The organism is Stenotrophomonas sp. GW821-FHT09E08, from assembly GCF_059416125.1.
Genome location: NZ_JBWKOO010000010.1, coordinates 82725 through 105987, shown reverse-complemented (window position 1 = coordinate 105987; position 23263 = coordinate 82725). Strand labels below are relative to the sequence as shown.

Annotated in this window: 30 protein-coding genes and 1 tRNA gene; 21 read left to right on the top strand and 10 right to left on the bottom strand. The window is 61.9% G+C overall.

The features are described 5' to 3' along the window. Window positions 1-55: 55 nt before the first annotated feature. The 6 genes from AC07M7_RS13905 to AC07M7_RS13880 all read right to left on the bottom strand — a co-directional run bounded on the left by AC07M7_RS13905 (window position 56) and on the right by AC07M7_RS13880 (window position 5903). Window positions 56-2227: a YjbH domain-containing protein gene (locus AC07M7_RS13905; RefSeq protein ID WP_442247152.1), complete on the bottom strand. Its 2172-nt coding sequence runs from the start codon at window positions 2225-2227 to the stop codon at window positions 56-58. Beyond that, window positions 2224-2997, bottom strand: a complete 774-nt coding sequence (locus AC07M7_RS13900; RefSeq protein ID WP_495207664.1) for a capsule biosynthesis GfcC family protein — start codon at window positions 2995-2997, stop codon at window positions 2224-2226. The genes AC07M7_RS13905 and AC07M7_RS13900 overlap by 4 nt, the downstream gene beginning before the upstream one ends. Before the next feature lie 2 nt (window positions 2998-2999). Next, window positions 3000-3680, bottom strand: coding sequence for a YjbF family lipoprotein (locus AC07M7_RS13895; protein ID WP_495207663.1), 681 nt, complete (start codon window positions 3678-3680; stop codon window positions 3000-3002). A gap of 1 nt (window position 3681) precedes the next feature. Next, complete coding sequence (locus tag AC07M7_RS13890; protein WP_495207662.1) at window positions 3682-4836, bottom strand: polysaccharide biosynthesis/export family protein; 1155 nt, start codon at window positions 4834-4836, stop codon at window positions 3682-3684. 35 nt (window positions 4837-4871) lie between these two features. Beyond that, window positions 4872-5204 carry a hypothetical protein gene (locus AC07M7_RS13885; protein WP_442247155.1) on the bottom strand — a complete coding sequence of 111 codons (333 nt, stop codon included), beginning with the start codon at window positions 5202-5204 and terminating at the stop codon, window positions 4872-4874. 108 nt (window positions 5205-5312) lie between these two features. Further along, the gene (locus AC07M7_RS13880) at window positions 5313-5903 is read right to left on the bottom strand and encodes a phosphatase PAP2 family protein (RefSeq protein ID WP_495207661.1); all 591 of its coding nucleotides are present in this window, start codon (window positions 5901-5903) and stop codon (window positions 5313-5315) included. A 109-nt stretch (window positions 5904-6012) separates the two neighbouring features. Here AC07M7_RS13880 and AC07M7_RS13875 point away from each other — a divergent pair. After that, window positions 6013-6089: transfer RNA gene (locus AC07M7_RS13875), tRNA-Arg, on the top strand. A gap of 93 nt (window positions 6090-6182) precedes the next feature. Here the strand turns inward: AC07M7_RS13875 and AC07M7_RS13870 are convergent. Beyond that, a complete protein-coding gene (locus AC07M7_RS13870; protein ID WP_495207660.1) occupies window positions 6183-7079 on the bottom strand; it encodes a hypothetical protein in 897 nt (298 codons plus the stop codon). 46 nt (window positions 7080-7125) lie between these two features. On the opposite strand from AC07M7_RS13870, the gene AC07M7_RS13865 reads away from it, so the two are divergent. Next, complete coding sequence (locus tag AC07M7_RS13865) at window positions 7126-7551, top strand: hypothetical protein (RefSeq protein ID WP_495207659.1); 426 nt, start codon at window positions 7126-7128, stop codon at window positions 7549-7551. 359 nt (window positions 7552-7910) lie between these two features. Here the strand turns inward: AC07M7_RS13865 and AC07M7_RS13860 are convergent, their stop codons facing one another. Both AC07M7_RS13860 and AC07M7_RS13855 read right to left on the bottom strand, forming a co-directional pair. Next, complete coding sequence (locus tag AC07M7_RS13860; protein WP_495207658.1) at window positions 7911-8666, bottom strand: hypothetical protein; 756 nt, start codon at window positions 8664-8666, stop codon at window positions 7911-7913. Window positions 8667-8777: 111 nt separating this feature from the next. Continuing rightward, window positions 8778-9347, bottom strand: a complete 570-nt coding sequence (locus tag AC07M7_RS13855; protein WP_495207657.1) for a S24 family peptidase — start codon at window positions 9345-9347, stop codon at window positions 8778-8780. Between the two features lie 204 nt (window positions 9348-9551). Between AC07M7_RS13855 and AC07M7_RS13850 the strand changes: the two genes are divergently transcribed. Next, the gene (locus AC07M7_RS13850; protein ID WP_495207656.1) at window positions 9552-9794 is read left to right on the top strand and encodes a transcriptional regulator; all 243 of its coding nucleotides are present in this window, start codon (window positions 9552-9554) and stop codon (window positions 9792-9794) included. Window positions 9795-9867: 73 nt separating this feature from the next. Here AC07M7_RS13850 and AC07M7_RS13845 read toward each other — a convergent pair whose 3' ends face one another. Continuing rightward, on the bottom strand, window positions 9868-10386 hold the full coding sequence (locus AC07M7_RS13845; protein ID WP_495207655.1) for a hypothetical protein: 519 nt from the start codon (window positions 10384-10386) through the stop codon (window positions 9868-9870). Between the two features lie 322 nt (window positions 10387-10708). Between AC07M7_RS13845 and AC07M7_RS13840 the strand changes: the two genes are divergently transcribed. The 18 genes from AC07M7_RS13840 to AC07M7_RS13755 all read left to right on the top strand — a co-directional run bounded on the left by AC07M7_RS13840 (window position 10709) and on the right by AC07M7_RS13755 (window position 23210). After that, window positions 10709-11119, top strand: coding sequence for a hypothetical protein (locus AC07M7_RS13840; RefSeq protein ID WP_495207654.1), 411 nt, complete (start codon window positions 10709-10711; stop codon window positions 11117-11119). A gap of 94 nt (window positions 11120-11213) precedes the next feature. Then, window positions 11214-11999, top strand: coding sequence for an endonuclease domain-containing protein (locus AC07M7_RS13835; protein ID WP_495207653.1), 786 nt, complete (start codon window positions 11214-11216; stop codon window positions 11997-11999). A 44-nt stretch (window positions 12000-12043) separates the two neighbouring features. After that, on the top strand, window positions 12044-12736 hold the full coding sequence (locus tag AC07M7_RS13830) for a hypothetical protein (RefSeq protein ID WP_495207652.1): 693 nt from the start codon (window positions 12044-12046) through the stop codon (window positions 12734-12736). After that, the gene (locus AC07M7_RS13825; RefSeq protein ID WP_495207651.1) at window positions 12733-13773 is read left to right on the top strand and encodes a replicative DNA helicase; all 1041 of its coding nucleotides are present in this window, start codon (window positions 12733-12735) and stop codon (window positions 13771-13773) included. Before AC07M7_RS13830 ends, AC07M7_RS13825 begins: the two co-directional genes overlap by 4 nt. Beyond that, complete coding sequence (locus AC07M7_RS13820; RefSeq protein WP_495207698.1) at window positions 13686-14039, top strand: phage major capsid family protein; 354 nt, start codon at window positions 13686-13688, stop codon at window positions 14037-14039. Before AC07M7_RS13825 ends, AC07M7_RS13820 begins: the two co-directional genes overlap by 88 nt. Before the next feature lie 53 nt (window positions 14040-14092). Further along, entirely contained in the window at window positions 14093-14596 is a 504-nt protein-coding gene (locus AC07M7_RS13815) for a hypothetical protein (RefSeq protein ID WP_495207650.1), read from the top strand. A 30-nt stretch (window positions 14597-14626) separates the two neighbouring features. Then, the gene (locus tag AC07M7_RS13810) at window positions 14627-14938 is read left to right on the top strand and encodes a hypothetical protein (RefSeq protein ID WP_495207649.1); all 312 of its coding nucleotides are present in this window, start codon (window positions 14627-14629) and stop codon (window positions 14936-14938) included. After that, entirely contained in the window at window positions 14938-15264 is a 327-nt protein-coding gene (locus AC07M7_RS13805) for a head-tail joining protein (RefSeq protein ID WP_495207648.1), read from the top strand. The genes AC07M7_RS13810 and AC07M7_RS13805 overlap by 1 nt, the downstream gene beginning before the upstream one ends. Window positions 15265-15272: 8 nt before the next feature. Then, window positions 15273-15818: a hypothetical protein gene (locus AC07M7_RS13800; protein ID WP_495207647.1), complete on the top strand. Its 546-nt coding sequence runs from the start codon at window positions 15273-15275 to the stop codon at window positions 15816-15818. Beyond that, entirely contained in the window at window positions 15794-16342 is a 549-nt protein-coding gene (locus AC07M7_RS13795) for a hypothetical protein (RefSeq protein ID WP_495207646.1), read from the top strand. The genes AC07M7_RS13800 and AC07M7_RS13795 overlap by 25 nt, the downstream gene beginning before the upstream one ends. Then, on the top strand, window positions 16339-16938 hold the full coding sequence (locus AC07M7_RS13790) for a phage baseplate assembly protein V (RefSeq protein WP_495207645.1): 600 nt from the start codon (window positions 16339-16341) through the stop codon (window positions 16936-16938). The genes AC07M7_RS13795 and AC07M7_RS13790 overlap by 4 nt, the downstream gene beginning before the upstream one ends. A gap of 18 nt (window positions 16939-16956) precedes the next feature. After that, window positions 16957-17331 carry a GPW/gp25 family protein gene (locus AC07M7_RS13785; RefSeq protein ID WP_495207644.1) on the top strand — a complete coding sequence of 125 codons (375 nt, stop codon included), beginning with the start codon at window positions 16957-16959 and terminating at the stop codon, window positions 17329-17331. Then, complete coding sequence (locus tag AC07M7_RS13780) at window positions 17332-18246, top strand: baseplate assembly protein (RefSeq protein WP_495207643.1); 915 nt, start codon at window positions 17332-17334, stop codon at window positions 18244-18246. It begins immediately after the preceding gene. Next, the gene (locus tag AC07M7_RS13775; RefSeq protein WP_495207642.1) at window positions 18239-18772 is read left to right on the top strand and encodes a phage tail protein I; all 534 of its coding nucleotides are present in this window, start codon (window positions 18239-18241) and stop codon (window positions 18770-18772) included. The genes AC07M7_RS13780 and AC07M7_RS13775 overlap by 8 nt, the downstream gene beginning before the upstream one ends. Window positions 18773-18783: 11 nt before the next feature. After that, entirely contained in the window at window positions 18784-20469 is a 1686-nt protein-coding gene (locus AC07M7_RS13770; protein ID WP_495207641.1) for a phage tail-collar fiber domain-containing protein, read from the top strand. 429 nt (window positions 20470-20898) lie between these two features. Further along, window positions 20899-22344, top strand: coding sequence for a phage tail sheath C-terminal domain-containing protein (locus AC07M7_RS13765; RefSeq protein ID WP_495207640.1), 1446 nt, complete (start codon window positions 20899-20901; stop codon window positions 22342-22344). 1 nt (window position 22345) lies between these two features. Next, window positions 22346-22855: a phage major tail tube protein gene (locus AC07M7_RS13760; RefSeq protein WP_495207639.1), complete on the top strand. Its 510-nt coding sequence runs from the start codon at window positions 22346-22348 to the stop codon at window positions 22853-22855. Window positions 22856-22934: 79 nt separating this feature from the next. Then, complete coding sequence (locus AC07M7_RS13755; protein ID WP_495207638.1) at window positions 22935-23210, top strand: phage tail assembly protein; 276 nt, start codon at window positions 22935-22937, stop codon at window positions 23208-23210. The last annotated feature ends 53 nt before the right edge of the window (window positions 23211-23263 follow it).

Here is a 23263-nt window from a genome sequence, read left to right as displayed (position 1 = left end):
CGCATGCGCGCCGTAGGTTCATTCCTGCGGCGGCATGTCTGCCAGTTGGAGGCTATCAGTCGACGACATCCTGAAGATTTTCGTAGAAGGAGCGCCTGTCGCGTTCGCCGGTGAGCGTGTAGAGAGTGTACTTGCGTCCAAGCATGGCGCCACCATCGCGAATCAGCGGAGCCCACGTAATGGCTGCCTGGCCGCGCGTCGACCTGGGAAGAACTGAATCGAACGGTATGCTGAAGTAGATTCCCTTGTCGAAGCTTCCTTCGCCGAAATCCTTTGCAGACATGTCCGTCTTTGTGACGTAGGCACCCATGCTCATGCCATTGTCGAACACCCGCGCGACGTTCAGCGTGGCGCCGTAGTCGCCAGCAAGGTAACGCCCCAGGGAAAGCGTGCCTACAACGCGATTCTGGCTGTCGAATGAGTAGTAGAGCGTTGCATGGCCTGTCGTGATTCCGTAGTCGCGCAGTCCGAAGTGCTGGTCAAAGTCACGCTGGCGAACATGGTTGAGATTGGCGCCAATTGCCCAGGATTCACCCATCGGGCGATACAACAACTCCCCGCCGATGCCTGCGTACATCCACTCAAGATAGCCGGCATAGGCAATACCGTACGTGTCCCTTCCAAGCCTGCCGGCCACGTTGGCTTGAAGGTTGGGAAGTGTGAGTTCAGAGGTGTTCAGGTATTTGCGGATGTCCGTGCGAACCCGGGGCACTCTGCTTGGCGCGTCGTAACGGAACTTGTCATAGTTGTTGATGACGTTGGCACTTGCGGTTCCAGTCACCCACGTGTTCGGGTTGAGGAACGCGCTACCGCTCGCATTGGCTGAGATCTGGTACAGGATGAAGCCATCTGGCCCACCCAGATTCTGGCGGTACCCAAGGCTGAAGCCGCCGCCCCATGGCCGGTTGCTGGCTGCATAGAGCTGCTCGACCTGTCTTTCGGCCGGCGCGGCTATCTCGACGCTGCGGCGCAGATCATCCTCGGTTGCACGGCCATCGAGATACGCCTCAAGCGTTTCGCGCTTGAACGACATGTCGACAACGGGCATGCCCATACGCGTGGTCCGGAAGGTGTACCAGTCGTATCGGCCATCAATGGAGTTCGCCAGGATCCGTCCCGCTCTTCCCGCTCCCTTGGCGCTGCTGGCGTAGCGGTTCTGATAGCCCTCAATGATCAGCTCGCTACCATCGTGCGAGATGCTGTCGACGCGTAGTCCTGCGTTGTTGTCCAGTTCGTTCGCGATCCCGGCCCAGGCCGGTTCGCGTGCGGGGCTTGAGGGCGCGGTGCCTTGGCGCTGTGATGGGTGTTGAACGATTCGCTGCGGAGGCGGGTCAAAGGGCTTCGGGGCCGAAGATGCGTGCCCCGGGTTTCCCCGTAGAGTCAGCGAGAACATTGCTGCTTCGCCACGCTCCCACGCGGCGGTCAGTTCAACGTTGCGATTTGGCGTGTAGACCAGGCCAAGGTTGATGGGTGAGCTCTGCGCAAGGTTGTTGCGGCGGGGTTCGCGCCTGTAGTCATTGCCGTCATATTCGACCTTGAGAAGAAGGGAGTTCAACGGCGTCTGATAGGTGACGCCACCGAATACCCCGACAGGCCCCTTGAACATGTTGCTGATGCCGAACTTGCCAGCGTCCTGGATGTTGCTGGACGCGATGGGTCTGCGATCCTTGAAGCGATCACTGACGAGCCCAAGGGGATTGGAAAAGTCGCCGCGATTTCCAAGGTAGCCCGTTGCGAGTCCCAGTGAGGCATCGATGGGTCCAAAGCGCTTGCTTGCGACAAGGTACTCGCTCGAGAAGAAGCCGGTGCCGCCAAGGTCGCGCACGCCGAAGGCAAGGTCGGGTGTCCAGGGTGTCTCGCTCCACAGGCGGAGCTTGAAGTCGATGGACTTGTCCTTGTAGTTCTGGTCGCCGCTTACCTTGTTTGCGCCATAGCGGATATTGGACACGTTGATGTAACGGAACGAGCCTTCCAGCCATGGAAATGGCTGCAGCGTCAGGTTGTAGCGACTGTAGGGCGAGTTGTGGGAGGCGGTGAACGCGATGTCGCCATCCTCCGCCATCCGCGCGGTCGGCGTCTGCAGCAGACCGACGCCGCCCCATTCGCTGGCGGTGGCAGGCGGAGCCTGCTGCGCGTGCAGTTCGGTCGCCAGGGAAAGCGCCAGCAGCGACAGGGCGAAAGCAGCAGGACGAGCAGCGCAGGTGGGCTTCTGGGTGGAGCGGATCACGGGTGCGGGGCCTGGGTAGCGATGAATGCCGCGAACTCGGCATTGAAGGCGCTGTCGACTGCATCGATGGCATGCTGGCGAAGCGGTACGAAGATGACGCCGCCAGGTGCAACGGCCTGCGGGTCAGCCCGGTTCCATTGCGCGACGCCGACTTTCTGCACAGTCATGTCTGGCTGTACGACATAGAGATCATTGCGATCGGCGGCGCTGGTCACGGTGCAGTCGCGCAGATAGTCATGCACGTCGCGCAACGGCTGGTGGGGGAGTTCGCAGGCTGATTCGACTGCGCCAAGCACGGTGATCGTGTTGGGCCGACGTGGCACGCGCAGTGCATCGCCTTGCTCAAGGATCGGATCGCTACCCCATTGAACCTGCATCAGGCGCATGTCGTTGATGGGGAGCGGCATGCGGCCGGATGCGGGATGGTCCTGCAGCCAGCGCGACAACGCTGTCGCGGCCGTTGCGATCTGCGGATCCTGGCCCTCTTCGAGCAGGTCCAGACTGTACTGCAGGCCGGCCCGCAACCGAACCTGCTGCGGGCGCGCACCCTTCCGGTACAGCGCGATTCCGGGCAGATAGGCGTCTGAAGCGGGGTGCGTGGTGGCCATAAGCTGCGACAGGCGAGTGCCTGCAGCCACGGTGTAGCTTCCTGGTGCCAGCAACGCACCTTCGGCGACAACCTCGAGATTGCGGGATGCGGCAGATCCATTCGCGAGGGCAGCGCCCGATGCCAGCAGCACGGCCAGCAGAAGCAGGAATCGCAATGCCATGGTCAATCCTTTGCGGGGCGGTATGGCTTGAGCTGCACCAGCTCCACGGTGTAGGACGGGCCCAGTTGCTGCCTGCTCTTCCAGATGAAGCCTGTAACCGGATCTGCCCAGTAGATGTTGTGTGCCCGGAAGCCGCCCTCGATGCGCTCGTCAAAGCGCACCAGGGATCGCTCCTTGCCCAGGATGCTAATTGACTCGATCTCGCCGCGGGTCAGCGTGCCGGTGGCCTGGACGCCCATGCGATAGCTGGGGATCCAGTCGTATTCCCGCTGCACGGTGGTGCTGGCGTTGAGCTCCCGCAGCCTGACAAACGGCGAAGCGCCGATGATGCGGGCCTGGAGTTGCCGACCCGGGCTCGAAACGCCTGTCACCAGTCCCGTGCTGTCGAGCTGGAACACGGCATTGCTGCCGGCATACCAGCTCTGGCGACCTGCATCGACGTAGCCCAGCACCATCACCGCTGACAGATCGGGGGCCTTCAACTGCGCCTGGGGAAAGCGGTTTGCCGCGACCTGTTCAGGCGTAGCCGCCACCTGTCGCTTGAACAGCAGGCGGAAGGAGTCGCTGGTTGCACGGCTGGCCGTGGTGCAGCCTGCCAGCGTCGCCAGAACGGAAAGGGCCATCATCCATTGGAGGGTGCGCCGCAGATTGCTGCGCGCCCGAAGCACATCCATGCACATCATGTCACTTGTTCCCGACTTCGTTCTCCGTGCGGGCGGCGGTATACAGGATGTTGGTGAACGGCAGCAACTGGTTCACGAAGCGGTTCCAGCGGGTGACGCCGGCCGCGCCGACGAAGACCACATCGCCCGGCTGCAGCATGAACTGACTGCCGACCGCGAATGCGGTGGGAGAGCGGGCTTCCAGCTGATAAATCGTGGAGGGAACGGTTTCCAGATCCTTGCTGCCACGGATCACGTAGACCGCATTGCCGGCGGAGGTTTCCTGTGTCAGGCCGCGGGCACGGCCAAGTGCCTGGTTCAGCGATACATCGCCGGTACGGAAGCTGTAGGCACCGGGAAGGTTGACTTCGCCCACCACGAAGATTTCCTTGCGATCCAGGTAGGGAATGAAGATCGAGTCCCCGTCCTTCAGGAATAGTTGGCGACCGCCATGCTGGGTAGCCAGTGTTTCCAGATTGATCGTATAGGTGGCGCCAGCGCGGCTGAGGCGCACGCCGGACAGGTCCGCCTGATTGACGTTCAGGCCGGCTTGGCTGATGGCGTCGGCCAGGGTCAACGGCGAGGTGCCCAGCGCGATCGGCGCCGAGCGCTCGGCAGCGCCAGTGACCCACACGCGTTGACTGCCGTAGGTGAGAATGGAGACATCGACCTGGGGGGATTCGATGTACTGGGCCAGGCGCCGGCTGATTTCCTCGCGAAGCGCGACGGGCGTCTTGCCCTTTGCCTGGACCTTGCCGATGTACGGGTAGAACAGGGAGCCATCGCTCTGCACAAGGCGCCCGGCAAGGTTGCCCTGTTGTTGAGGGCCTGCCGGTACCGTCAGTTCCGGGTGATCCCATACGGTGACGTAGAGAATGTCGCCGATGCCGACGGTGTACTCCGGCGGCTGGTAGTCGAACAGTTCGGAGGGAAGGACCTGCTCGCCCTGCGTGGCTCGATCCATCGCAACGAGCTTCGGCGTGATGCTGATGAGCTCAAGATGGCGATCGTCGCTTTGACGTCCAAGCGAGACATCGCTGTGGCGCAGGTGCTGGCCGGGCGCGAGCAGGCAGCCGGAAAGTGTGGTGGCTGTCAGCAGGGCAGCCGCGAGGCAGGTCAACTTCTTGGTCATTTGATTACGTAGATTCGACGGGCATAAAAAACCCTCGCCAAGCATTGCCCGGCGAGGGCCTAAAGCGTGCTGCAGCGGTATTAGCCGCCGGTGCCGCCGGTCCCACCCGTGCCGCCGGTACCGCCGGTACCGCCGGTACCGCCGGTACCCGGGGTGCCCGGATTGCCCGGGTTGCCACCCGGATCGCTCGGACCGCTGGTGCTGTCACCGGCAACGCTGTACAGCACGGCGCCGGCAGCAACTGCGATGACGCTGGTGCCGACAATGGCGGCGGTGGACAGGCCGGCTGCTTCGGCGCCTGCAGCAGTTGCGGCTGCTTCTTCCGGAGCGGCAGCGGCTGCGACAGGAGCTTCCTGAGCGAACACCGGCGAGGACAGGCCCAGCAGGGCCAGGGCGGCAATCATCTTCTTCATCTACGGGGTCTCCTACTCCGTGAGGGAAATTTTCCACCGCTATGTTGGCTGCTATTCATTTGCCCTGTCAAGGAACGTGAAGGAAATGTGGAGTCGCCTTGGCGATTCTCAGAAGTTTTGGAAGATCTCAGCCCTGCCGGAGATGAGTTTTGCTAGTGCAATGACGAGTTGGTGCGTGTGGACGTCCGGCAAGGCGAGGGGTAGGACCATTCCCGCGAGTACGGCAGCGACAACAGCCATCGTACGGGCACGACCGACGGGTGATGCGGCGTGCAGTGCCCATGTGCTGCAGCTCAGTCCAAGTGCCAGCCCGGCAATTACTTCCGAGAGGCTGTGCGCATGCAGCGGGATTCGTGACCAGGCAATAGCGGTGGCCAACAGCACGCCGATTACCAGGCCGATCGCCCGTGCGCGCTTGCCGGGGCCGGCAAGCAGTACACCAATGACTGGATAGACGACACTGGACATCGCGGCATGCCCGGAGAAACCGGTGAAGTGCACGCTCTTGATGCCAATCCCCCAGCCCATGAAGGCCAGCTTTGAGGCAAGCGTGATGCCGGCGGTGACGGCGATGGCCAGCAGCCATTGCCATTTCAGGCGTGCGTCTGCGCCGGGCAGGGTGATCAGCAGTATCAAGGCCATGGGCAGCAGCCAGCGGCTGTCGCCAAGAGCGGAGAGGATTCGCCAGACGTCGGACATCCAGTTCACAACGGGTCGCGGCGGGCCAGCATATCTACTCCGAGGGCCCTGCAGAACGCCCTGCGCTTGGTCCATTCAGCCAGACGAGGTATCCTTTCCCGCTGCCAATGGCCCCGTAGCTCAGCTGGATAGAGCGTCCCCCTCCTAAGGGGAAGGTCGCCCGTTCGAATCGGGCCGGGGTCACCATAATCAACAACTTAGGCAGGCTCAGTGGTGCTCACTTCCCACTGTTTCCCACATATCCACAGGATTTGGTCCCAGTGGTCCCAGCGGCGCGGATCAGTACCGCAGCTTCGCTACTGCGCCGTCGTCGCCCTCTGGCGTCAGGTGGGCATAGTACTTTTCGGTCGTGGCGTAATCGGCGTGCCCGGCCAGGATCTGCACGGCCGGGACCTTGCCCTGCACGATGGCGGTGATGACGGCGGCGGCGGTTTCGTCTTCGATGCCAAGGCTGACGAGCGCGGCCACGGCGGCGCGGTTGATCGAACGGCGGTGTTCGACGTCAGCGGCGCGTGCTTCGTCCTCCTGGCGCTGCGCATCGGCCTTGGCCTGGCGCTCGCGCTCGGCGCGGTCGGCTTCTTCCTGTGCGCGGCGCTCAGCAGCAGCGACGGCCTCGGCCTTTTCGCGCTCGGCCTTTTCGGCGACATCCTTGGCGCGCTGCTCGGCTTCAGCTGCCTCACGGGTCGCGCGCTCAGTAGCTTCGCGGGCCTCGCGTTCGGCGCGTTCCACTGCAGCAGCTGCCTCGCGCTTCGCGTTCTCTGCGGCCTCGGCCTGCAGGCGGGCCTCGCGCTCGACGCGCTCACGCTCGGCCTGCTCGGCGGCAACGCGCTGGCGTTCGGCTTCTTCAGCAGCACGCACCGCTTCCTCGCGGGCGCGGATCTCTTCTTCTTTCCGGGCGATCTCGGCCAGGCGTGCTGCTTCGGCCTCAGCACGGGCGCGTTCCTCGGCTTCAGCGCGCTCGCGCTCGATACGCTCCTGCTCCGCCTCCCAATCGGTCATGGCCCAGAACGACGGGCCACGGAAGCCAAGGGTCTCTTCCAGCATCGCCGGCATCGCCCGAAGGGCTTCCAGCGCGGTGTCATCAACCGACGCCTGGGCGGTGATGCGCGGATCTTCCTGGTTGTCCCAGTTGCGCTGGGTGCTACGTGCCCGGTCGTTTGCGGTGTGCAGACTCATTTCGGTCTCCAAGCCCTTCAAAGGTGCGCAGGGGTATGCTTCGTCCATGAACTGGACGAACTGGCTGACGTTAGGGATTGCGGTGCTGGGCGCTACGCTCGGCGTGTTCAACGCCGTGTGGCTCATCCGAAAGGACACCGTGCGATTGAAGGTGCGATTCGTGATGCTCTACGTGCCGGGCTATGACCTGTGGACCGGTGCCGTTGAGGTGATCAACACCGGTTACCTGCCGGTGACGATCACCGAAGTGGCATTTCATTCCGGAAGGTGTTCCAAGGAGCGAGCCGCAGTGATTACAGATCTTTTGGAGCGCACCGAGCTTCCACACCGACTCGAACCCAGGACGGCTATCAGCATTGCCGCTCGCCCCGATATCGTTGGGGACATCGACAGCGGGCGCTTCACTTGGTGCAGTGCCAGCACTGCGTGCGGCATGCGGGTCTACGCCAAAATCAAACGGAAGAAGTCCTGACGCCTGCAGGCTGTCGCCGGGGCGCAGAGGGGCGACGCAGATATCAACCTGCAGTTGATTGACCCGCACCAGGACCCAGGCGTTGATCGCCACACTCAAGATGGCGAGGCCAAGGGTAAGGTGCTGCAAGGTCTCAGGTGCCACGGCTCGTCTCCTAGCCCTGCCCGGGATGGGTGGGGTATTGGAGATAAATTAGGGCAGACCTAATATCAGGTCAACAGGTTGGGCCTAATTTATTTATGAATGAGCCTTGTCTTGTTCAGGATTGCATGACGCTCAAAGAAAAGCCCCGCTATAGCAGGGCTGGGATTCGCATATGCATGCAGCGCCTAGGCTATGCGTGTCTTTGTACCATCGTATCAATCTGCTTTCATCTGCTGGATAAGTCTATTTGACGCCGCGCGCTCTTCTTTGTCTCTAGTCTGCTTGGCAGCGTGCATCAGTAGAGTGTCCTCTACATTCTGGAGAAGATCTTTTGAAATCTTCAATGAGTCATCTTTACTGTGGCGTGAAGATGAAATTGTTGCCGACACTCCAGATTTCATCCATGTACGATTCCCCCTCCTGTCTGAAACCAATATCCAGCCGTCTGCCTCAATTGCCGCAACGACGGCTTCAACGGTTCCAGGTAACGCACATTCCACAGGGTGCTGCCAGCTCTCCTTGCGCGAGCGCTCCATGCAATCCTCATCATAACTTTGTGGCAAAAATACAAGTTCAACTGAATCGTATGACAGGTCATCAAGAGTGGCGCCCTTGATGTTCTCTTTAGGCCCCCGGGGCTCCTTCTCAAGGCCAGCATGATTTCCGCGGTCCATATATACACTGGCGCTTACAACGGGCACGGCGAAAAATGCGGGCGGTTGCGGATGGCTACACACAAGCGCGTAGTGGGTGTCGGTGCATTCCGTAAACCCCTCTAGACGAGCCAGGTGCGCGATGCCAGGGACGGTGTAATTGCTAATTTTGGTGAACGTTAGTGCATGCCCTTTCGATGAGCCTGCCCTGCCTCTATCTTCATCCGGACGTGCTGGCTGACCCTCGCCACTAGAACATCCTGAAGTAAGCGCAGCGGAAACTGCCACGGTTACACATAGGTGCGCCAATGCGTTCATGATCTATTTTCCTTCGCCATCATTTGGATGTTTAATCAAAGCGTTGAATCGACTACTCCTCCACAGCTCCGCATCTGCCGCAGTGACTCAGAAGCGTTCTTTGACGCCACATCAATCGGTCCATCCGCCAACCCAATGGACACGGCCAATAACCGTGATTGGATTCCTCTTTGATTCCATTGGTTTCGGGTCTTTCCAGTTGTGATCGCCTCGGGGATTGTCGCTATGGAAGTAGATTCCGGCGTCCAACACCATGGCTCGTTTGACGTAGAATTCGGGGTTTCCCACACCGACCAACTGGATGACGTACAGCACTCCGTTGATCACCTTGGTATCTGAGGTGTCGAACAGGATCGCGTCGCCGTCCTCGATGATCGGCTCCATGGAGTCGCCCTTGCCGTAGTAGACGGCAAGGTTGCGGCCATAGATGCCCCGGCGGCGCAGACTGGTCTTCTTGAACTTCAGGCTGTGGGTCTCGGCGTATTCATCCGCTTCGGCACCCGTGCCTAGACCCGCAGCCTGGGAGTAGCCGAGCACGTCCTCGTATTCGGAGTAATCAGGGCTTTCATTTGATGTGCCGAAGTACAGTTCATCGAAATTTGCCCCATGATCGACGGCAATCTGGCGCGCAGTTTCGATTTCCGGACGAAACTTCCCATTCAGCCAATCGTTGGCTGTCACGTTAGATACCCGATAGGTGCGCTGCAGGTAGGCTCCTGCGCCCCGACGTGGTATCCCACGTTTGGCCAGAAGCTCTACCAAGCGGCGGCCAAATTCAGGCGCGTAGTTGTCAGGTGGTCTCTTAGGCATAGCCTAAATGATGCCGTGTAAAAAATTAGGTTTGCCCTGTTGACTGAAGATTAGGCATGGCCTAATGTTCGCGGCATGGACATGAAAGCCAGCTTGCAAAAAGTCATTGAGGTTGCAGGAAGTCAGCAGCGATTGGCTGAGCACCTGGGCATCCGTTCGGCGTCTATCAGCGAATGGAAGGCGCGTGGTCGTGTTCCAGTCGAACGCTGCCTCGCCATCGAAGAGGCTACCGGCGTCTCCCGCCACGACCTTCGCCCGGACGTCTTCGGCCCGGCTCCAGCCCCCGAGGACACCCCGGCAGCCGGGGAGGTGGGCTGAGATGGGCATGCCCAACGACCTCCTGCGGGCTTTTGCTGAGCGGTTGGTCCGTGAGCTTCTCGAGCGTGCTGGGTCACCAGCGATGGACGTAGGGGCCGCGGGGATCATTCGAGATCCTCCTGCCGCTGCCAACATTCCCGGTCGGCACCACAGTCTTGCAGGAAGGGCATTCGAGCCTGGACCGTCCTCTGGGAATGAGGATGGAGATCGCGCTTCGATTGTCGAGGCAGCCTTGGCAGACGTAGTGGCTCGGCTCCACGGGATCCATGCCGAGTTCGCTCAGCTCTGCGGGAGTTTTCAGGCGGTAAACCACAGCTTCGGTGGGGAGCGCGAATGGCGCGTACTTCTCGCGCTGCAGTTTCAGGCGCTTCACCTCGGCCAATTCCTCCTTCACCTGCAGCAGCTCCGTTCGCAGGCTGTCGGCATCGGCAATCAATCCGCCGATCTTTTGCTGTGCATCGAGAAGCTTTGTGAAGGCCTCGGAAATTGCGCTTGCACTGGCGATGTAGTCCCGAACATCCATCGCGGTCCTCGCGGCGTTCAGGGCGTTGAGGGCAGGTCCGATGGCTGATGTCAGGAGTCCTAAATCCATGTCCGTCTCCGGTGGTAGTTGGGTTGGGTCGCACCCCCAACTCTACCGGCAGACGGACACCCCTATGGCCGGCCATGGTTCAGGTCTCCCGAACAGGGAAGGGCACCACTTGGCCTTGCCCTGCGATCTGCCGCTGCGGCCGCTGCGGCACCAAGCGCACGACCACTCGATCACCCCGTCGGCTCACGACGTAGAGCCGGCTGCACATCAGCACGAGCGTTACGACGTTCTTCGGCTGCTTCCTCACTGAATCCATGTGGCTCGGTCCTACGGGATTGGGCCTCTATTTCGCCTTCTGGGCGTTGATCAAAGCGAATCAATCATGACAACCCAGCTTGATCTACCCATGCGTGGACACCCGACCAGCGTTGACCTGGCCGACGTGGCACGGCAACAGAGTTGGGGCGCGGTGCTGACGTACTGCGCCAGCAAGAGCGGCCTGCAGGACAAGGCTATTGCCGCTGAGATAGGCATGCAGGACGCGGTGTGGTCACGCTGCAAGACCGGTACCAACTCGCCCAGTGGCGAGCAGCTGATACGCCTGATGCAGCGCTGTGGGAACTCCGCGCCGCTCTTCTGGTTGCTTATTCAGATGGGCCTGGACCCTGCCAGCGTCCGTCCATTGGAATCGGAGAGCGAGCGCAAGGTGCGGGAGCTGACCGAGAAGCTGGAAGCGGAACGCACCCGCAGTCGGATCTTGTCTGAGGCATTGGCAGGGAGGGCGGCAGCATGAATCGCCATACCGATCCGATCGCCTACGCCATGTGGGTCGTCCAACAGCGCTGGCACATCGCCGGCTGCTTGCTGCTGCTGCGGGTCAAACCGTAATGGAATTCCGCGCCCCCTCACTTCCCGGTAGCTCCGGAAAGGACAGCCCGAGCCTGACGGGTTGGGGGACTGCGGTTATTCAGGCCAATCAGGAGTGCTTTCAAGTGCAGCCATTTCAGATTCTTCGCCGTACCACTGATCCTGTTTCCGCAGGAGTAGAAGACGTTCCCGACGAAGCCAAGAACGCCTTCTTCCTGGCCATGGGGGCATACATCGAAACCGGGATTCACGGGCTGTGGTTTGAGCCGACAACGCCGATGGACGGGCACTGTCCTAACGATCTCGCCGTAACCATCGGGCAGAGGTTCCACGAGCTCAACATGCTCTACAACGCCGCTGCAGATACCGGCAGCCCCATTGAGGACCGACTGGCTGGGGCCATGCTCTGGATCGACGCAGACTGGGCCGGAATGCCCAAGGTGGATTTTCTTGGCGGCCCCAAGGACTGGCGCGAGCAAGGAATGCTTGGTGACGACCTCATCTTCGTCATGACGCCGCAAGCTGAAGTCGCGGGCTATCGAGTTGACTTCCTCCTGTGGTTTGCCAGGGGGCGAGAGCTGCGTGGGATCGCCATTGAGTGCGACGGGCACGATTTTCACGAGAAAACAAAGGAGCAGGCCGCCAGGGACAAGAAGCGAGATCGCGAGATCAACGTAGCCGGCTTCCCGGTCATCCGCTTCACAGGGTCGGAGATCTTCCGCGATCCGGTTGGCTGTGCTGAGCAGGTCAAGCGTGCGCTTGATGATCCTCTTCACATCGTGTCCAAGAACTCGGGGCTGTTCTGATGCCATCCCGAATCGTCCGCGAGGGAATCTTGACCAGCGAGAGGGTGAATACCCTCTCGCCCAATGCCGAGTTGTTCTACCGCCGGCTGATGTCAGTGGTGGACGATTTCGGGCGTTTTTCCGCAAACCTGACGCTGCTTAGGGCGTCCTGCTACCCGCTGAAGCTGGATAGCGTGAAAGAAGACTCGATCTCCAAACACCTGGCCGAGTGCGTTGGTGCAAGGCTGATCGTTCTCTACACGGTCGCAGACAAGGCGTTCCTAGAATTGCAGGACTTCCGACAGCAGGTGAGGGCAAAGGATAGCAAGTACCCAGCACCTGATGATCAGATGCAAAGCACATGCGTAGCAGATGCTTTGCATCCGATAACGGATGTTCACCTAGGCGGAGACGTAGTCGGAGACGAAGACGGAGGCGATAAAGGGGCTGCGTTTGCTTTGCAATCTTCGCCAGTCGAGGCTCCCTTCATCGAGATCGCCATCAACACTGGGGCTGGGTTCCCGGTGTCGCTGGCTGCGGTGGACGAGTTCTCCAAGCTGTATCCCGCTGTCGATGTGAAGCAGGAGCTCAGGTCAATGAAGGCCTGGGCAATGTCAAACCCCGCGAAGAGGAAGACTCAGAGTGGGATGATGCGCTTCATCAACTCGTGGCTGTCCAAGGCGCAGAACCAGGCGCCGACCCGGCAGGGAGCGACCCCGACGCCGCAGAAGGGCGCGTTGCCGAGGCTAAGCGCATGACGACCCTCGAAGCCAACCACCGCGCCGCGATCCACCAGGTCGAACGGCAGGTGCTGCACACGGCGATGTGCCGCCCGTCCAGCATCGCCGACATGCAGCTGCAGCCGGGCCACTTCGGCAACGAAGCGCACGGCCAGTTGTGGGAGCTGATCCGCAGCATGGACGCCGGCGGCAAGCCTGTGGATGCTGTGACGATCTCCGACGTGGCTGACCGCATGGGCAGCCCGCGACTGAGCGAGCTGGCGATGCTGATCGGTGTCGACCGCGATCTGTACCCCAGCAGCCAGCCGGCCTATCAGGCGTCGATCTTGCTCGCCGCGTGGCGTGACCGTGAGGCCCTGGCGATCGCGCGCGAGCTGCAAGAGGGCGCACAGGCTCGGCAGGAGGACGCGGTAGACGCCGCGATCCAGCGGCTTATGACCCTGCACACCGCAGACCGCAGCTACGAACACACGTCGCAGTCGGCGCTCGATGCGGCTGTGGCTCAGGCCATGGAAGCGCAGCGCAATGGCGGGAAGCTGATCGGCGTCTCCACCGGCATCTTCGACCTGGACGAGGCGCTGGGCGGCTTCCACGACAGCGACCTGATCATCGTCGGCGCGCGCCCTGCGATGGGCAAGACCGGCTTCCTTCTGGGCGCCACCGCCGCCGGCGCGAAAGGTGGGGCGGTGGGGCTGATCTCTGGCGAGCAGCCCGCCGACCAGGTGGGCCTGCGCTGGTTGGCGGCCGGGTCGGGCGTCAACGTCGGCCGCCTGCGCGCCGGCAAGTTCCGTCACGACGATGTCGGCTCGCTGCTGCACGCCGCCGAGCAGTACGGCGCGCTTCCGGTGCGCATCCACGATCGGCCATCGCCGGACATCACTGAGGTGGTGCGCGAGGCCCGCCGTTGGAAGCACCAGCTGGGCATCCGCGCACTCTACGTCGACTACCTGCAGCGCATCGAGATCGCATCGATGTCGCGCGCGCCGAAGCACCAGCAGGTGGGCAGCATTACCCGCAGCCTGAAGAACCTCGCGCGTGGGCGAAGAAGACCCTGAAGTTCGCTTCGGCCGGTTCGGCGACCCTGTGGGAAGGTGGCGGCAGCATCAACGGCTACGGCGTGGACATCACCAACCAGGTGAATGCCGGCGACACCTTCTTCGGCAACTGGAACGACCTGGTGGTCGGCATGTGGGGCGGCCTGGAACTGACCGTGGACACCGCGGCCCTGGCGAAGTCCGGCGGCGTCCGTCTGATCGTCTTCCAGGACGTGGATTTCGTTCTGCGCCGCGTCGAGTCGTTCTGCATCGGCCGCAAGGCGTAACCACTGGACGGGGCTGCTTCGGCGACCCCATCCCGTACACTGGAGAATTCAGCGTGCTCACCGTATTCATGAAGTTGACCGGCGCCATTACCGTTGGCGGTGACGTCGTCAAGCCGCCGGCAATCATCGAATGTTCGCATGCGGAAGCGGCGAACTACATGCGACGCGGCAAGGCTGTTCCGGCGCCGGCCGAAGCCGCCCCGACCGCCGTCACCCCGAGCGCTGAAAACGCGAAGGGCGAAGGTCAAGGCACTGGCGACCAGGCCGGCGTGAACTCGCTGGAAGCTGCGAGCGATGCGAACCACGTCGATGCAACTGTCCAGATCGGCGAACAGCAGGTGCCGGTCCAGATCGTCGGCCAGGACGCGGACGGCACCGTCGTGGTGACCGAAGCCAGCGGCGAAGCCATCGACAACGCCACCGCCGCCAAGCCGGCCGCCGTCACCACCGAAGCCGCACCGGCCACCGAGCCTAAGGCCGAGGAAGCGGAAAAGCCGCTGACCCCGAGGCAGAAGCGCGAAGCGGCCAAGGCTGCGACCGCAGCTGCTGGCAAGTAACCAACCCACCACACAGAGGCACGCACAGACATGTTGCGCGGACTGAAAACCCTTACCCTGGGCACCACTGCCGTCGATGCACGTTCGTTCAAGGGCCACGCCCTGGCCCAGGTGACCCGTGGCGCAGCCACCGGAAACCTGTCGCTGGTGATCGAACACAGCGACAATGGCACCAGCGGCTGGACCAACGCAGGCGCCATCGCGTTCAAGGTCGGCACCGACCCGGCCGGCGCCGAAGCCGCCGCCGAAATCGACATGGACAAGTTCAAGCGGTACATCCGCAAGGGCGCGGCCACCGTCGGCGACTTCGTGGCCCTGGTGCCACAGGTGGACGGCTACTAATGCCGTCCCCGGCCTGGGAAAACCTAGACGACTTTCTGAACGTGGATGATTTCGCCACCACGGCGACGTTCACCAACAGTGACGGCCAGGTTTCCCAGCCGGTGACCTGCATCTTCGACGATCCGTACTTCGACAAGCAGCTGGGTGAATACGTCGCCACCGATAGCGACCCGCGCATCACCTGTAAGGAAGTCGATGTCTCCAGCGTAAAGAAGCACAATGAATGCGTCATTGCGAGCATGCCGGGTCGGAAATACACCGTCATCCATGATCCCAAGTTCGACGGCACGGGAACGTGCGTGGTGTACCTGGGGCGCGTCGAGTAGAGATCGCCATGGGACCGCTGACGATCGACATCGACGGCCGGGGCATTGATGCCCTAGCCGATACGTTTGGGGCGACCGAGAAGCAGATGAAAGCCGCCATGCGCTCTACCTACGCGAAGATGGGGCGGTGGATGCGCACGCAGTCGGTGCGCGGCCTTTCATCGAAGCTGAAGATTCAACAGAAGATCCTTCGCTCGCGCGTGCGTACCTATCGGATGCAGCACGGCATGGACGATGGCCAGGGCGCAAAGGTGTGGTATGGCATCAAGGACATCGCCTTCGCCAGGCTGAACCCGAGGCAGAACGGCAAGGGTGTGAAGGCACAGGGCGGACGGTTCGAACAAGGCGCATTCATCGCCAAGCTGTATGGACGCAATGCAGTGCTGAAGCGAATCGGAAAAGAGCGCGTGCCGCTTCGGATCGTCTATGCCGGGATTGCGGATGAAGCTATCACCTACATCGAAGATTTCGTCATCGGCACCCCTCAATTTGACGCGCAATTCTATCGCTTCCTGGAGCACGAGCTGAAATGGCGGACATCGATCCTGAAGTAGATTTCGATGAACTGCATGACGCGATCAAAGCGAGGATCGTGGAGGCATTCCCGGATTTAAAAACCGTCGAGTTCTACCGTGACGACGAAGACACCCTGTTGCCGACGCCTGCGTGCCTGCTGGCGATGACCGAGGCTGAGCCGAACCCGGATGCAGACGCCGGCACCGGACAGTTCCCCGTGATGCTGCGGTTCGAAGCGAGCATCATCATGGCGCACCGTTCGCCGGCCACGCACACCGCGGTGCGCAAAGCGGCGCTGGCCTTGGCGACCTGGCTGTATCAGCGACGGCGGTTTCCGCCGTGCGACCCCGTGCAGGTGATCGCGGTCGAGCCGGACGAATTTGCACCGAATGCCGACAAGTTCGTCGTGTGGCGCGTCGAATTCGTGATGAACGCGTTCCTGGGCGAAACGGCATGGAAGAACGATGGTACGGTCCCGACCGATGTCATGTTCAGCTGGTCGCCGGAGATCGGAAGCGGCAACGAAGACAAGTACACCGACGTTGCGCAGCCGCTGCCATGAGCGCAGAACAATCTCGCCTGCTGGGCAATCTGGTGATGCTCGGAGTTGTCGCTGAGCTGGATGAGGCCAATGCGCTGGTGCGTGTTGATGCCGACGGACTGCTGACCGACTGGCTTCCGTTCACGGTCAACCGCGCCGGCCCTGGTGTGCGCGAGTGGTCCGCGCCTGAAGTCGGTGAACAGGTGGTCATCGTGTCGCCCTACGGCGACCCGTCACAGGCGGTGGTGCTGGGCAGTGTGTATCAGGACGCCCACGGCGCCCCGGCGAACCTGAAGACGATCCGGCGAACCGAGTTCGCGGACGGCGCGTTCATTCAGTACGACCGCGAAGGCCATCGCTACGAAATCAACGTGCCGACTGGCGGCATAATCACCCTGACGGTCGGGAAGACGGTACTGAAGCTGGAAGACGGTCAGGTCATGTTGACCACGCCGAAGCTTGTCGTTGATGCGCCGGAGAGCCAGTTCACCGGAAACGTGACCATCGACGGCGACACTTCCGTGAAGGCGATCACCTCGAACGGCGTCAACATCAGCAGTACGCACAAGCACGGCGGCGTGCAGTCTGGCGGTGGGACGACCAGCGCCCCGCAATAGTCAACGGAAATCGCGGCAGTGGATGCCGCACGTGTGCGCGGCCATGATCGCTCCATGCTTGGAACCAATGCCACCACCGGTAAAGCGCTGTCGGGAATCGACCACCTGCGGCAGTCCATCACCGATATCCTGACCACGCCCATTGGGACGCGCGTGATGCGTCGTGAGTACGGCAGTCAGCTGTTTCAGCTGCTCGACGCGCCGATGAACCGCTCTACGGCGATGGACCTGATGGCCGCCACCGTCGATGCGCTGGAGCGCTGGGAACCTCGCATTCGGGTGACGAAGGTAACACCGAGAGTGGCAGCCGCTGGGCGTGTCGAAATTGACCTGGAGGGCGAGTACCTGCCTGATGGGCGTCCCATTGTCATTGATGGAATTGTGGTGAAGTAAATGGCCGGCGCATTCACCAACGTCAACCTTTCGCAGCTGCCGGTTCCCGATGTCGTCGAACAGATCGAGTTCGAAGCGATCCTGGCCGACATCCTTGCCGACTTCATCAAACGCATGGCCGCTGCCGGAGTGACCTACACCGGCCTGGTGGAGTCCGACCCGCTGTATAAGTTGGCCGAAGCCTCCGCCTATCGCGAAGTGCTGGTGCGCCAACGCGCGAACGAATCGGCGAAGGCCGTCATGTTGGCGCTGGCTGTCGGCGCAGACCTTGACCAGCTGGGTGCGAACGTCAACGTGCAGCGCCTGCTGATCGACGCAGGCGACCCGAACGCGGTCCCGCCGGTCCCGCCGACCTTTGAGAGCGATGAAGATCTCCGCGCGCGTATCCAGCTGTCGTTTGAAGGCTATACGACTGCCGGCAGTGAAGGCAGTTACGTGTTCCATGCGCTGACCGCCGATGGCGACGTGAAGGACATTTCCGCCACCAGCCCGACGCCTGGCGTCGTGAACGTGTACGTACTTTCCCGCAGTGGCGACGGCACTGCGGTGCCGGCCCTGGTTGCGAAGGTCGATGCTGCGCTGAACGCCGAAGACATCCGCCCGATGACCGATCACGTTATCGTCGCGTCGGCCGAGATCGTGCCGTTCTCCGTCAATGCCGTGCTGACCATGTACCCCGGCCCCGACCCGGAGGTGGTTCGCCAAGCAGCATTGGACAAGCTGGCCGAATACATTTCCAAGGTGCAGCGCATAGGCTACGACGTGACCCGCGCCGGCATCATCGGCGCGCTGGTGCAGCCCGGCGTGCAGAACGTCATGTTGACATCGCCGGCCGCCGATGTCGTCATCACCGACAGCAAAGCGCCGTATTGCAGCAGTATCGTCGTGGCCAACGCGGGTGCGACCGATGTCTGAAACGCTACTGCCATCAAGCGCAAGCGTCATCGAACGCGCGATGGAGTTGGCCGCCGCCCGTATTGAGGCGGTGCCGACTCCGGCGCGCACCATGTGGAGTCCGCAGAATGCCCCGGCGCAGCTGCTGCCGTGGCTGGCGTGGGCGTTCAGCGTTGACACCTGGGATACGACGTGGACCGAGGCGCAAAAGCGGGACACCATCGCCGCAGCGTATGCCGTGCAGCGGCAGAAGGGCACCGTTGGTGCTGTGCGCCGTGCGTTGGCTGCGCTGGGCCTGGGCATCACCATCGTGGAGTGGTGGCAGGAAACGCCGAAGGGCGAGCCGTACACCTTCCGCATTTCGGTGGACGTGGATCAAAACGGCGCTGAGCCTGACGCGATTGCGAAGGTTCTGGAAGTACTGAACACATCGAAGAACCTGCGTTCGCACCTGAATTCGGTGGACTTGAACATCGTCAGCTATTCATCCGTGCACTTCGCTGCGGCCACCGCTGTCGGACACGAATTGACTATTCTGCCTTCCTGAGACTCGATTCAATGGCGACTTATAAAACCATCCTGACCAACAAGGGGCTTCAGCTGGTCGCCGCCGCTTCGGTCGCCGGCACGCAGATCGTGCTGACCGACATGGCTGTCGGTGATGGCAACGGCAACCCGGTGACGCCTAACCCGGTACAGAACACGCTGGCCCGCGAGCGCTACCGGCACGCGGTGAATCGCCTGGTGGTTATGCCGGACGATCCGACCGCGTTCCTTGCTGAACTGATTATCCCGGCGGATATTGGCGGCTTCACCATCCGCGAAGTCGGCCTCTATACGAACAACGGCGACCTGTTCGCCGTGGCTAACGTGCCGAACGCGTACAAGCCGACCGCCGACGAAGGTTCGTTCGGCGATACCGTCGTCAGGATGGCATTCAAGGTCGCGAACGCCAGTGTCGTGACCATCGTTTTCGACCCGAACGTGACTGTCGCCACGCAAGCGTGGGTGGCGAACAGCGTCAGTGCAGCGACGATCATTCCTGGCGGTCTTGCAGGGCAACTGCTGTCCAAGCAGTCCAATGCAGACGGTGACATCCAATGGATCGATGTCACCGAAGGCATCACTGTGATCGTGTTCTCTCGTGAAGAAACGCAGACACTGGCGGCGGGCCAAACGGTGATCGACTTGGCGCAGATCACTGCCGAAGGGGCCGCGGTCTACATCGACGGGACGCGTCTTCGCAGTGACCAGTTCAGCCAGACCGGGCCAACGAAGATCGCTTTGGTCTCATCGTATCCGGCGGGTACGAAGGTGACGGTGGTGCAGAACGAGGAGCTTGGAAAGACCGATGTTCTACAGCGTCCTCAGAATCTGGCCGATGTGCCGGACAAGTCCCTGGCGCGGCTTAACCTGGGCCTGCCGAACTGGCTGGCGACCTCCAGCATCAACTGGTCGCAGCTGCTGAATGTGCCAGATTACGCCAAGCGCTGGTCAGCGTGGAGCGAAGTCACCGGGAAGCCGACAAGCTTCCCGCCGAGCGCGCATCAACACTCATGGAGTGACATCAACGGCGCGCCGGAAACAGCGACCCGGTGGCCGAACTGGACCGAAGTCAACAACAGGCCGTCACTGTTTCCGCCGTCCGCGCACTTGCACGTGGTTGGCGACGTTAGTGGACTTCAGACGGAGCTGGATAACCGTCCGATCACTGGCTCATCCCCGCGATTCACTGGTTTTGCTCCGTCCGCTTCCACGCAGGGTTTTCAGTTCGCGTGGAACATCGCCCCGGTAGGTGGCGGGCAGAACGAATACATTAACAACCGTGGCGGTGGCTCTGGCGGGCATTATTTCTACAGCCGCGCGGTTATTACGGACCTGCTGAACGCTGTCGCCTGGATCACCGCCGCCGGCGCTATCGGTTCGATCAGCGGCTATGATTTTGGTTCGTCGCGAAAGCTGAAGGACATTGACGGCCCGGTGCCGTATGGCCTGGCGGCTGTCGAGCGTATGGAGCTTGCCGCCGGCCACTACAAGCCGGAGTACAACGGCGACGGCCGCCGCCGCCTGTTCTTTGTCGCCGAACAGCTGGCCGAACTGGTGCCGGAAGCTGTGGACCTGGAGGGCGTGGAGTTCAACGGCGAGCGCGTGCCGTCGATCAAGCTGGACCAGCTGCTGCCGGTGATGGCAAAGGCCATCCAGGAACTTGCGGCCGAGGTTCGAAAACTGAAGGCGGGTCGCTGATATGCCAGGCGGATACCGTAGCGGTAGCATCGATTTCGACGACCTGTTCGACGCGTATGTGGAAGGGCCTTATTCGCAGGACACCGGTCGGCGTGTTGGTGGCGCGGACCTGAGTCGTCGTTATGCGCATATCCAGTTCGGAAGCAAACGCGCCGATGTAGGGTATCGCGTCGGCGGTGTGGACGTGTCGAATCTATGGGCGGCGAAGGGCACGGCTTCCTATGATTCAGGTGGTGCTCTTTCATCGGAGCTGCCGTCATGAAGCCCCTGGTCTGCTGACGCTGTATTGATGTTGAGGGAAGCGTCAATTGGCGGCCGCACTCAGGCGAAGCACAGAAAGACCTCGGCGGAAATCGCGGAAGTGGAACGACCGCATAGTGGCGGCCATCATTCGCAGTAGAACCGTATCACCCACCGGACACCCATCACATGGCAACCGATTTCCTGCACGGCGTCGAGGTAATCACCATCGACGATGGTGCGCGCCCGATCCAGACCGCCAGTTCCAGCGTGATCGGCATTGTCGGCACTGCGCCGCGCGCCGATGAAAACGAGTTTCCGCTGAATAAGCCCGTCATGGTTGCCGGTTCGCGCGCGAAGGCCGCGAAGCTGCTGGCTCTGCCGGCTGACGAAGGCCACAGCGACGGCACCCTGCCGGACGCGCTGGACAGCATCTTCGACCAAACCGGCGCGGCCGTGATCGTGGTCCGTGTCGAGGGAGGCGCTTCCGACGCCGAAACCCTCGCAAACGTCCTGGGCGGCGCCAACGCCATGACCGGTGCGTATGAAGGCGTGCAGGCGCTGCTGGCCGCGAAGTCCGTCACCGGATACAAACCGCGCATCCTGATTGCGCCGGGCTTCACCCATCAGCGCACGCAGGGTGGCATCACCGTTGTCACCCTGTCCAACCAGGGCGCGGGCTACGCGGCTGCGCCGTCCGTTTCGTTCACTGGCGGCGGTGGCACTGGCGCGATGGCCGAAGCCGTGCTTGGCAGTGGCGCGAACGCTGGCAAGGTGGTGGAAGTCAAGGTGACCAACCCTGGTAGCGGCTACACCAGCGCGCCCACCGTTGTGTTCACTGGCGGAACCCCTGCCACGGCCGCTGTTGCGACCGCCGCGTTCGGCAACACCGCGAACGCCGTCGTCGCCGAACTGGTTGGCATTGCCGAGCGCCTGCGCGCGACCATCGTCGCAGACGGCCCCAGCACCAACGACGACGACGCCATACAGACCGCAGGCGACTTCGGTTCCAAGCGCGTTTACCTGGTGGACCCGCGGGTGCTGAAGACCGGCGACGACGGCCTGACCACCACGGTCTATTCGTCTGCGGTGGTTGCTGGCGTCATCGCCAAGACCGACAACGACGTCGGCTGGTGGGCCTCACCCTCGAACAAGGAAATCAACGGCATCACCGGCACCGAACGCGCCATCGACTTCACCATGGGCGACGTGAACAGCCGTGCGAACCTGCTGAATGGGAAGAACGTCACTACGATCATCCGCGAATCCGGCTTTCGCCTGTGGGGCAATCGCACGCTGTCGAGCGACCCGAAGTGGCAGTTCCTGTGCGTGGTCCGCACCGCTGACATCATCGCCGACAGCCTTCAGGCCGCCCATCTGTGGGCCGTGGATCGCGGCATCACGAAGAACTATGTCGAGGACGTGCGCGAGGGCGTGAACGCCTTCCTGCGCGGCCTGAAGGCGCAGGGCGCGATCCTGGGCGGTCAATGCTGGCTGGATCCGGAGCTGAACAGTGCTGCGGCCATCCAGAACGGCCAGGTGTATTGGGACTTCGATTTCACCCCCGTCTATCCGGCTGAACGCCTGACGTTCCGTTCGCACCTGGTGGACAACTACATCACCGAGATCTTCTGACATGTCCGCAGCCCGAAACGTTCGCAAGAACATCAATCTGTTCGTCGATGGCTGGGGCCAGGCCGGGCAGATCGTCGAGTACAACGCCCCGAAGCTGACGCTGAAGACCGAGGAATTCCGCGCCGGCGGCATGCACGGTCCGCTGGAGCTGACCCTGGGCCACGAAAAGCTGGAATGCGATTTCACCCTGTCCGGCTATGACCCCGATGTGCTGGCGTTGTTTGGCGTCACCGAGGGAGGTCAGGTGCAGTTCACCGCACGCCAGGCGATGGAGTCCTTTGACGGCACCGTGGCCGCCGTCGTCCACAACATGCGCGGCAAGATCAGGGAAATAGACCCCGGCACCATCAAACCCGGCGAAATGCCGTCGCTGAAGATCACTGTGGCGCTGTCCTACTACAAGGAAATGCATGGCGCACGCCTGATTCACGAGGTGGACGTTGAAAACATGGTCTTCGTGAAGAACGGCGTGGATGTGCTGGGCGCAATCCGTAACGCGCTAGGCATCTGAAGCGGCGATGCATACATAGGATCGTCGGCGAGGGTTGAGCCGTTGCCGGCCTCATTCACCATCACGGGAAAGTCCGTTCATGAGCAAAGACTACCTGAAGGAATACGACGGTGGCGTGGAGATCACGCTGGCCAATCCGGCTGACATCGGTGGCGCGAAGGTATCGGTGCTGAGGTTGCGCGAGCCAGCCGTGCGCGACCTGGAAGCTGCACAGAAGGCCAGCGGCGGCGACGACGCCTCCAATGAGGTCCACCTGTTTGCCAACCTGATGGAGATCAGTGCCGAGGATGTGCGCAACCTGAAGTTTCGCAACTACAAGCGCGTGCAGGCCGGCTTCGGGCTTTTTACCGCCTGACGCGCGAGTACATCCGGGGCGGTGTGCTGGCATTGGCCTCGCATACCGGTTGG

What these genes read in the sequence shown, in the direction of transcription:
- AC07M7_RS13800 (WP_495207647.1), top strand. Translation starts at nt 15,273, where the DNA reads ATGGGACCGCTGACGATCGACATCGACGGCCGGGGCATTGATGCCCTA.
- AC07M7_RS13765 (WP_495207640.1), top strand. Translation starts at nt 20,899, where the DNA reads ATGGCAACCGATTTCCTGCACGGCGTCGAGGTAATCACCATCGACGAT.
- AC07M7_RS13880 (WP_495207661.1), bottom strand. Translation starts at nt 5,903, where the DNA reads ATGTCCGACGTCTGGCGAATCCTCTCCGCTCTTGGCGACAGCCGCTGG.
- AC07M7_RS13860 (WP_495207658.1), bottom strand. Translation starts at nt 8,666, where the DNA reads ATGAACGCATTGGCGCACCTATGTGTAACCGTGGCAGTTTCCGCTGCG.
- AC07M7_RS13770 (WP_495207641.1), top strand. Translation starts at nt 18,784, where the DNA reads ATGGCGACTTATAAAACCATCCTGACCAACAAGGGGCTTCAGCTGGTC.
- AC07M7_RS13890 (WP_495207662.1), bottom strand. Translation starts at nt 4,836, where the DNA reads ATGCTTGGCGAGGGTTTTTTATGCCCGTCGAATCTACGTAATCAAATG.
- AC07M7_RS13840 (WP_495207654.1), top strand. Translation starts at nt 10,709, where the DNA reads ATGACAACCCAGCTTGATCTACCCATGCGTGGACACCCGACCAGCGTT.
- AC07M7_RS13755 (WP_495207638.1), top strand. Translation starts at nt 22,935, where the DNA reads ATGAGCAAAGACTACCTGAAGGAATACGACGGTGGCGTGGAGATCACG.
- AC07M7_RS13810 (WP_495207649.1), top strand. Translation starts at nt 14,627, where the DNA reads ATGTTGCGCGGACTGAAAACCCTTACCCTGGGCACCACTGCCGTCGAT.
- AC07M7_RS13805 (WP_495207648.1), top strand. Translation starts at nt 14,938, where the DNA reads ATGCCGTCCCCGGCCTGGGAAAACCTAGACGACTTTCTGAACGTGGAT.
- AC07M7_RS13870 (WP_495207660.1), bottom strand. Translation starts at nt 7,079, where the DNA reads ATGAGTCTGCACACCGCAAACGACCGGGCACGTAGCACCCAGCGCAAC.
- AC07M7_RS13775 (WP_495207642.1), top strand. Translation starts at nt 18,239, where the DNA reads ATGTCTGAAACGCTACTGCCATCAAGCGCAAGCGTCATCGAACGCGCG.
- AC07M7_RS13825 (WP_495207651.1), top strand. Translation starts at nt 12,733, where the DNA reads ATGACGACCCTCGAAGCCAACCACCGCGCCGCGATCCACCAGGTCGAA.
- AC07M7_RS13760 (WP_495207639.1), top strand. Translation starts at nt 22,346, where the DNA reads ATGTCCGCAGCCCGAAACGTTCGCAAGAACATCAATCTGTTCGTCGAT.
- AC07M7_RS13895 (WP_495207663.1), bottom strand. Translation starts at nt 3,680, where the DNA reads ATGATGTGCATGGATGTGCTTCGGGCGCGCAGCAATCTGCGGCGCACC.
- AC07M7_RS13780 (WP_495207643.1), top strand. Translation starts at nt 17,332, where the DNA reads ATGGCCGGCGCATTCACCAACGTCAACCTTTCGCAGCTGCCGGTTCCC.
- AC07M7_RS13845 (WP_495207655.1), bottom strand. Translation starts at nt 10,386, where the DNA reads ATGGATTTAGGACTCCTGACATCAGCCATCGGACCTGCCCTCAACGCC.
- AC07M7_RS13900 (WP_495207664.1), bottom strand. Translation starts at nt 2,997, where the DNA reads ATGGCATTGCGATTCCTGCTTCTGCTGGCCGTGCTGCTGGCATCGGGC.
- AC07M7_RS13835 (WP_495207653.1), top strand. Translation starts at nt 11,214, where the DNA reads ATGGAATTCCGCGCCCCCTCACTTCCCGGTAGCTCCGGAAAGGACAGC.
- AC07M7_RS13865 (WP_495207659.1), top strand. Translation starts at nt 7,126, where the DNA reads ATGAACTGGACGAACTGGCTGACGTTAGGGATTGCGGTGCTGGGCGCT.
- AC07M7_RS13795 (WP_495207646.1), top strand. Translation starts at nt 15,794, where the DNA reads ATGGCGGACATCGATCCTGAAGTAGATTTCGATGAACTGCATGACGCG.
- AC07M7_RS13850 (WP_495207656.1), top strand. Translation starts at nt 9,552, where the DNA reads ATGGACATGAAAGCCAGCTTGCAAAAAGTCATTGAGGTTGCAGGAAGT.
- AC07M7_RS13885 (WP_442247155.1), bottom strand. Translation starts at nt 5,204, where the DNA reads ATGAAGAAGATGATTGCCGCCCTGGCCCTGCTGGGCCTGTCCTCGCCG.
- AC07M7_RS13790 (WP_495207645.1), top strand. Translation starts at nt 16,339, where the DNA reads ATGAGCGCAGAACAATCTCGCCTGCTGGGCAATCTGGTGATGCTCGGA.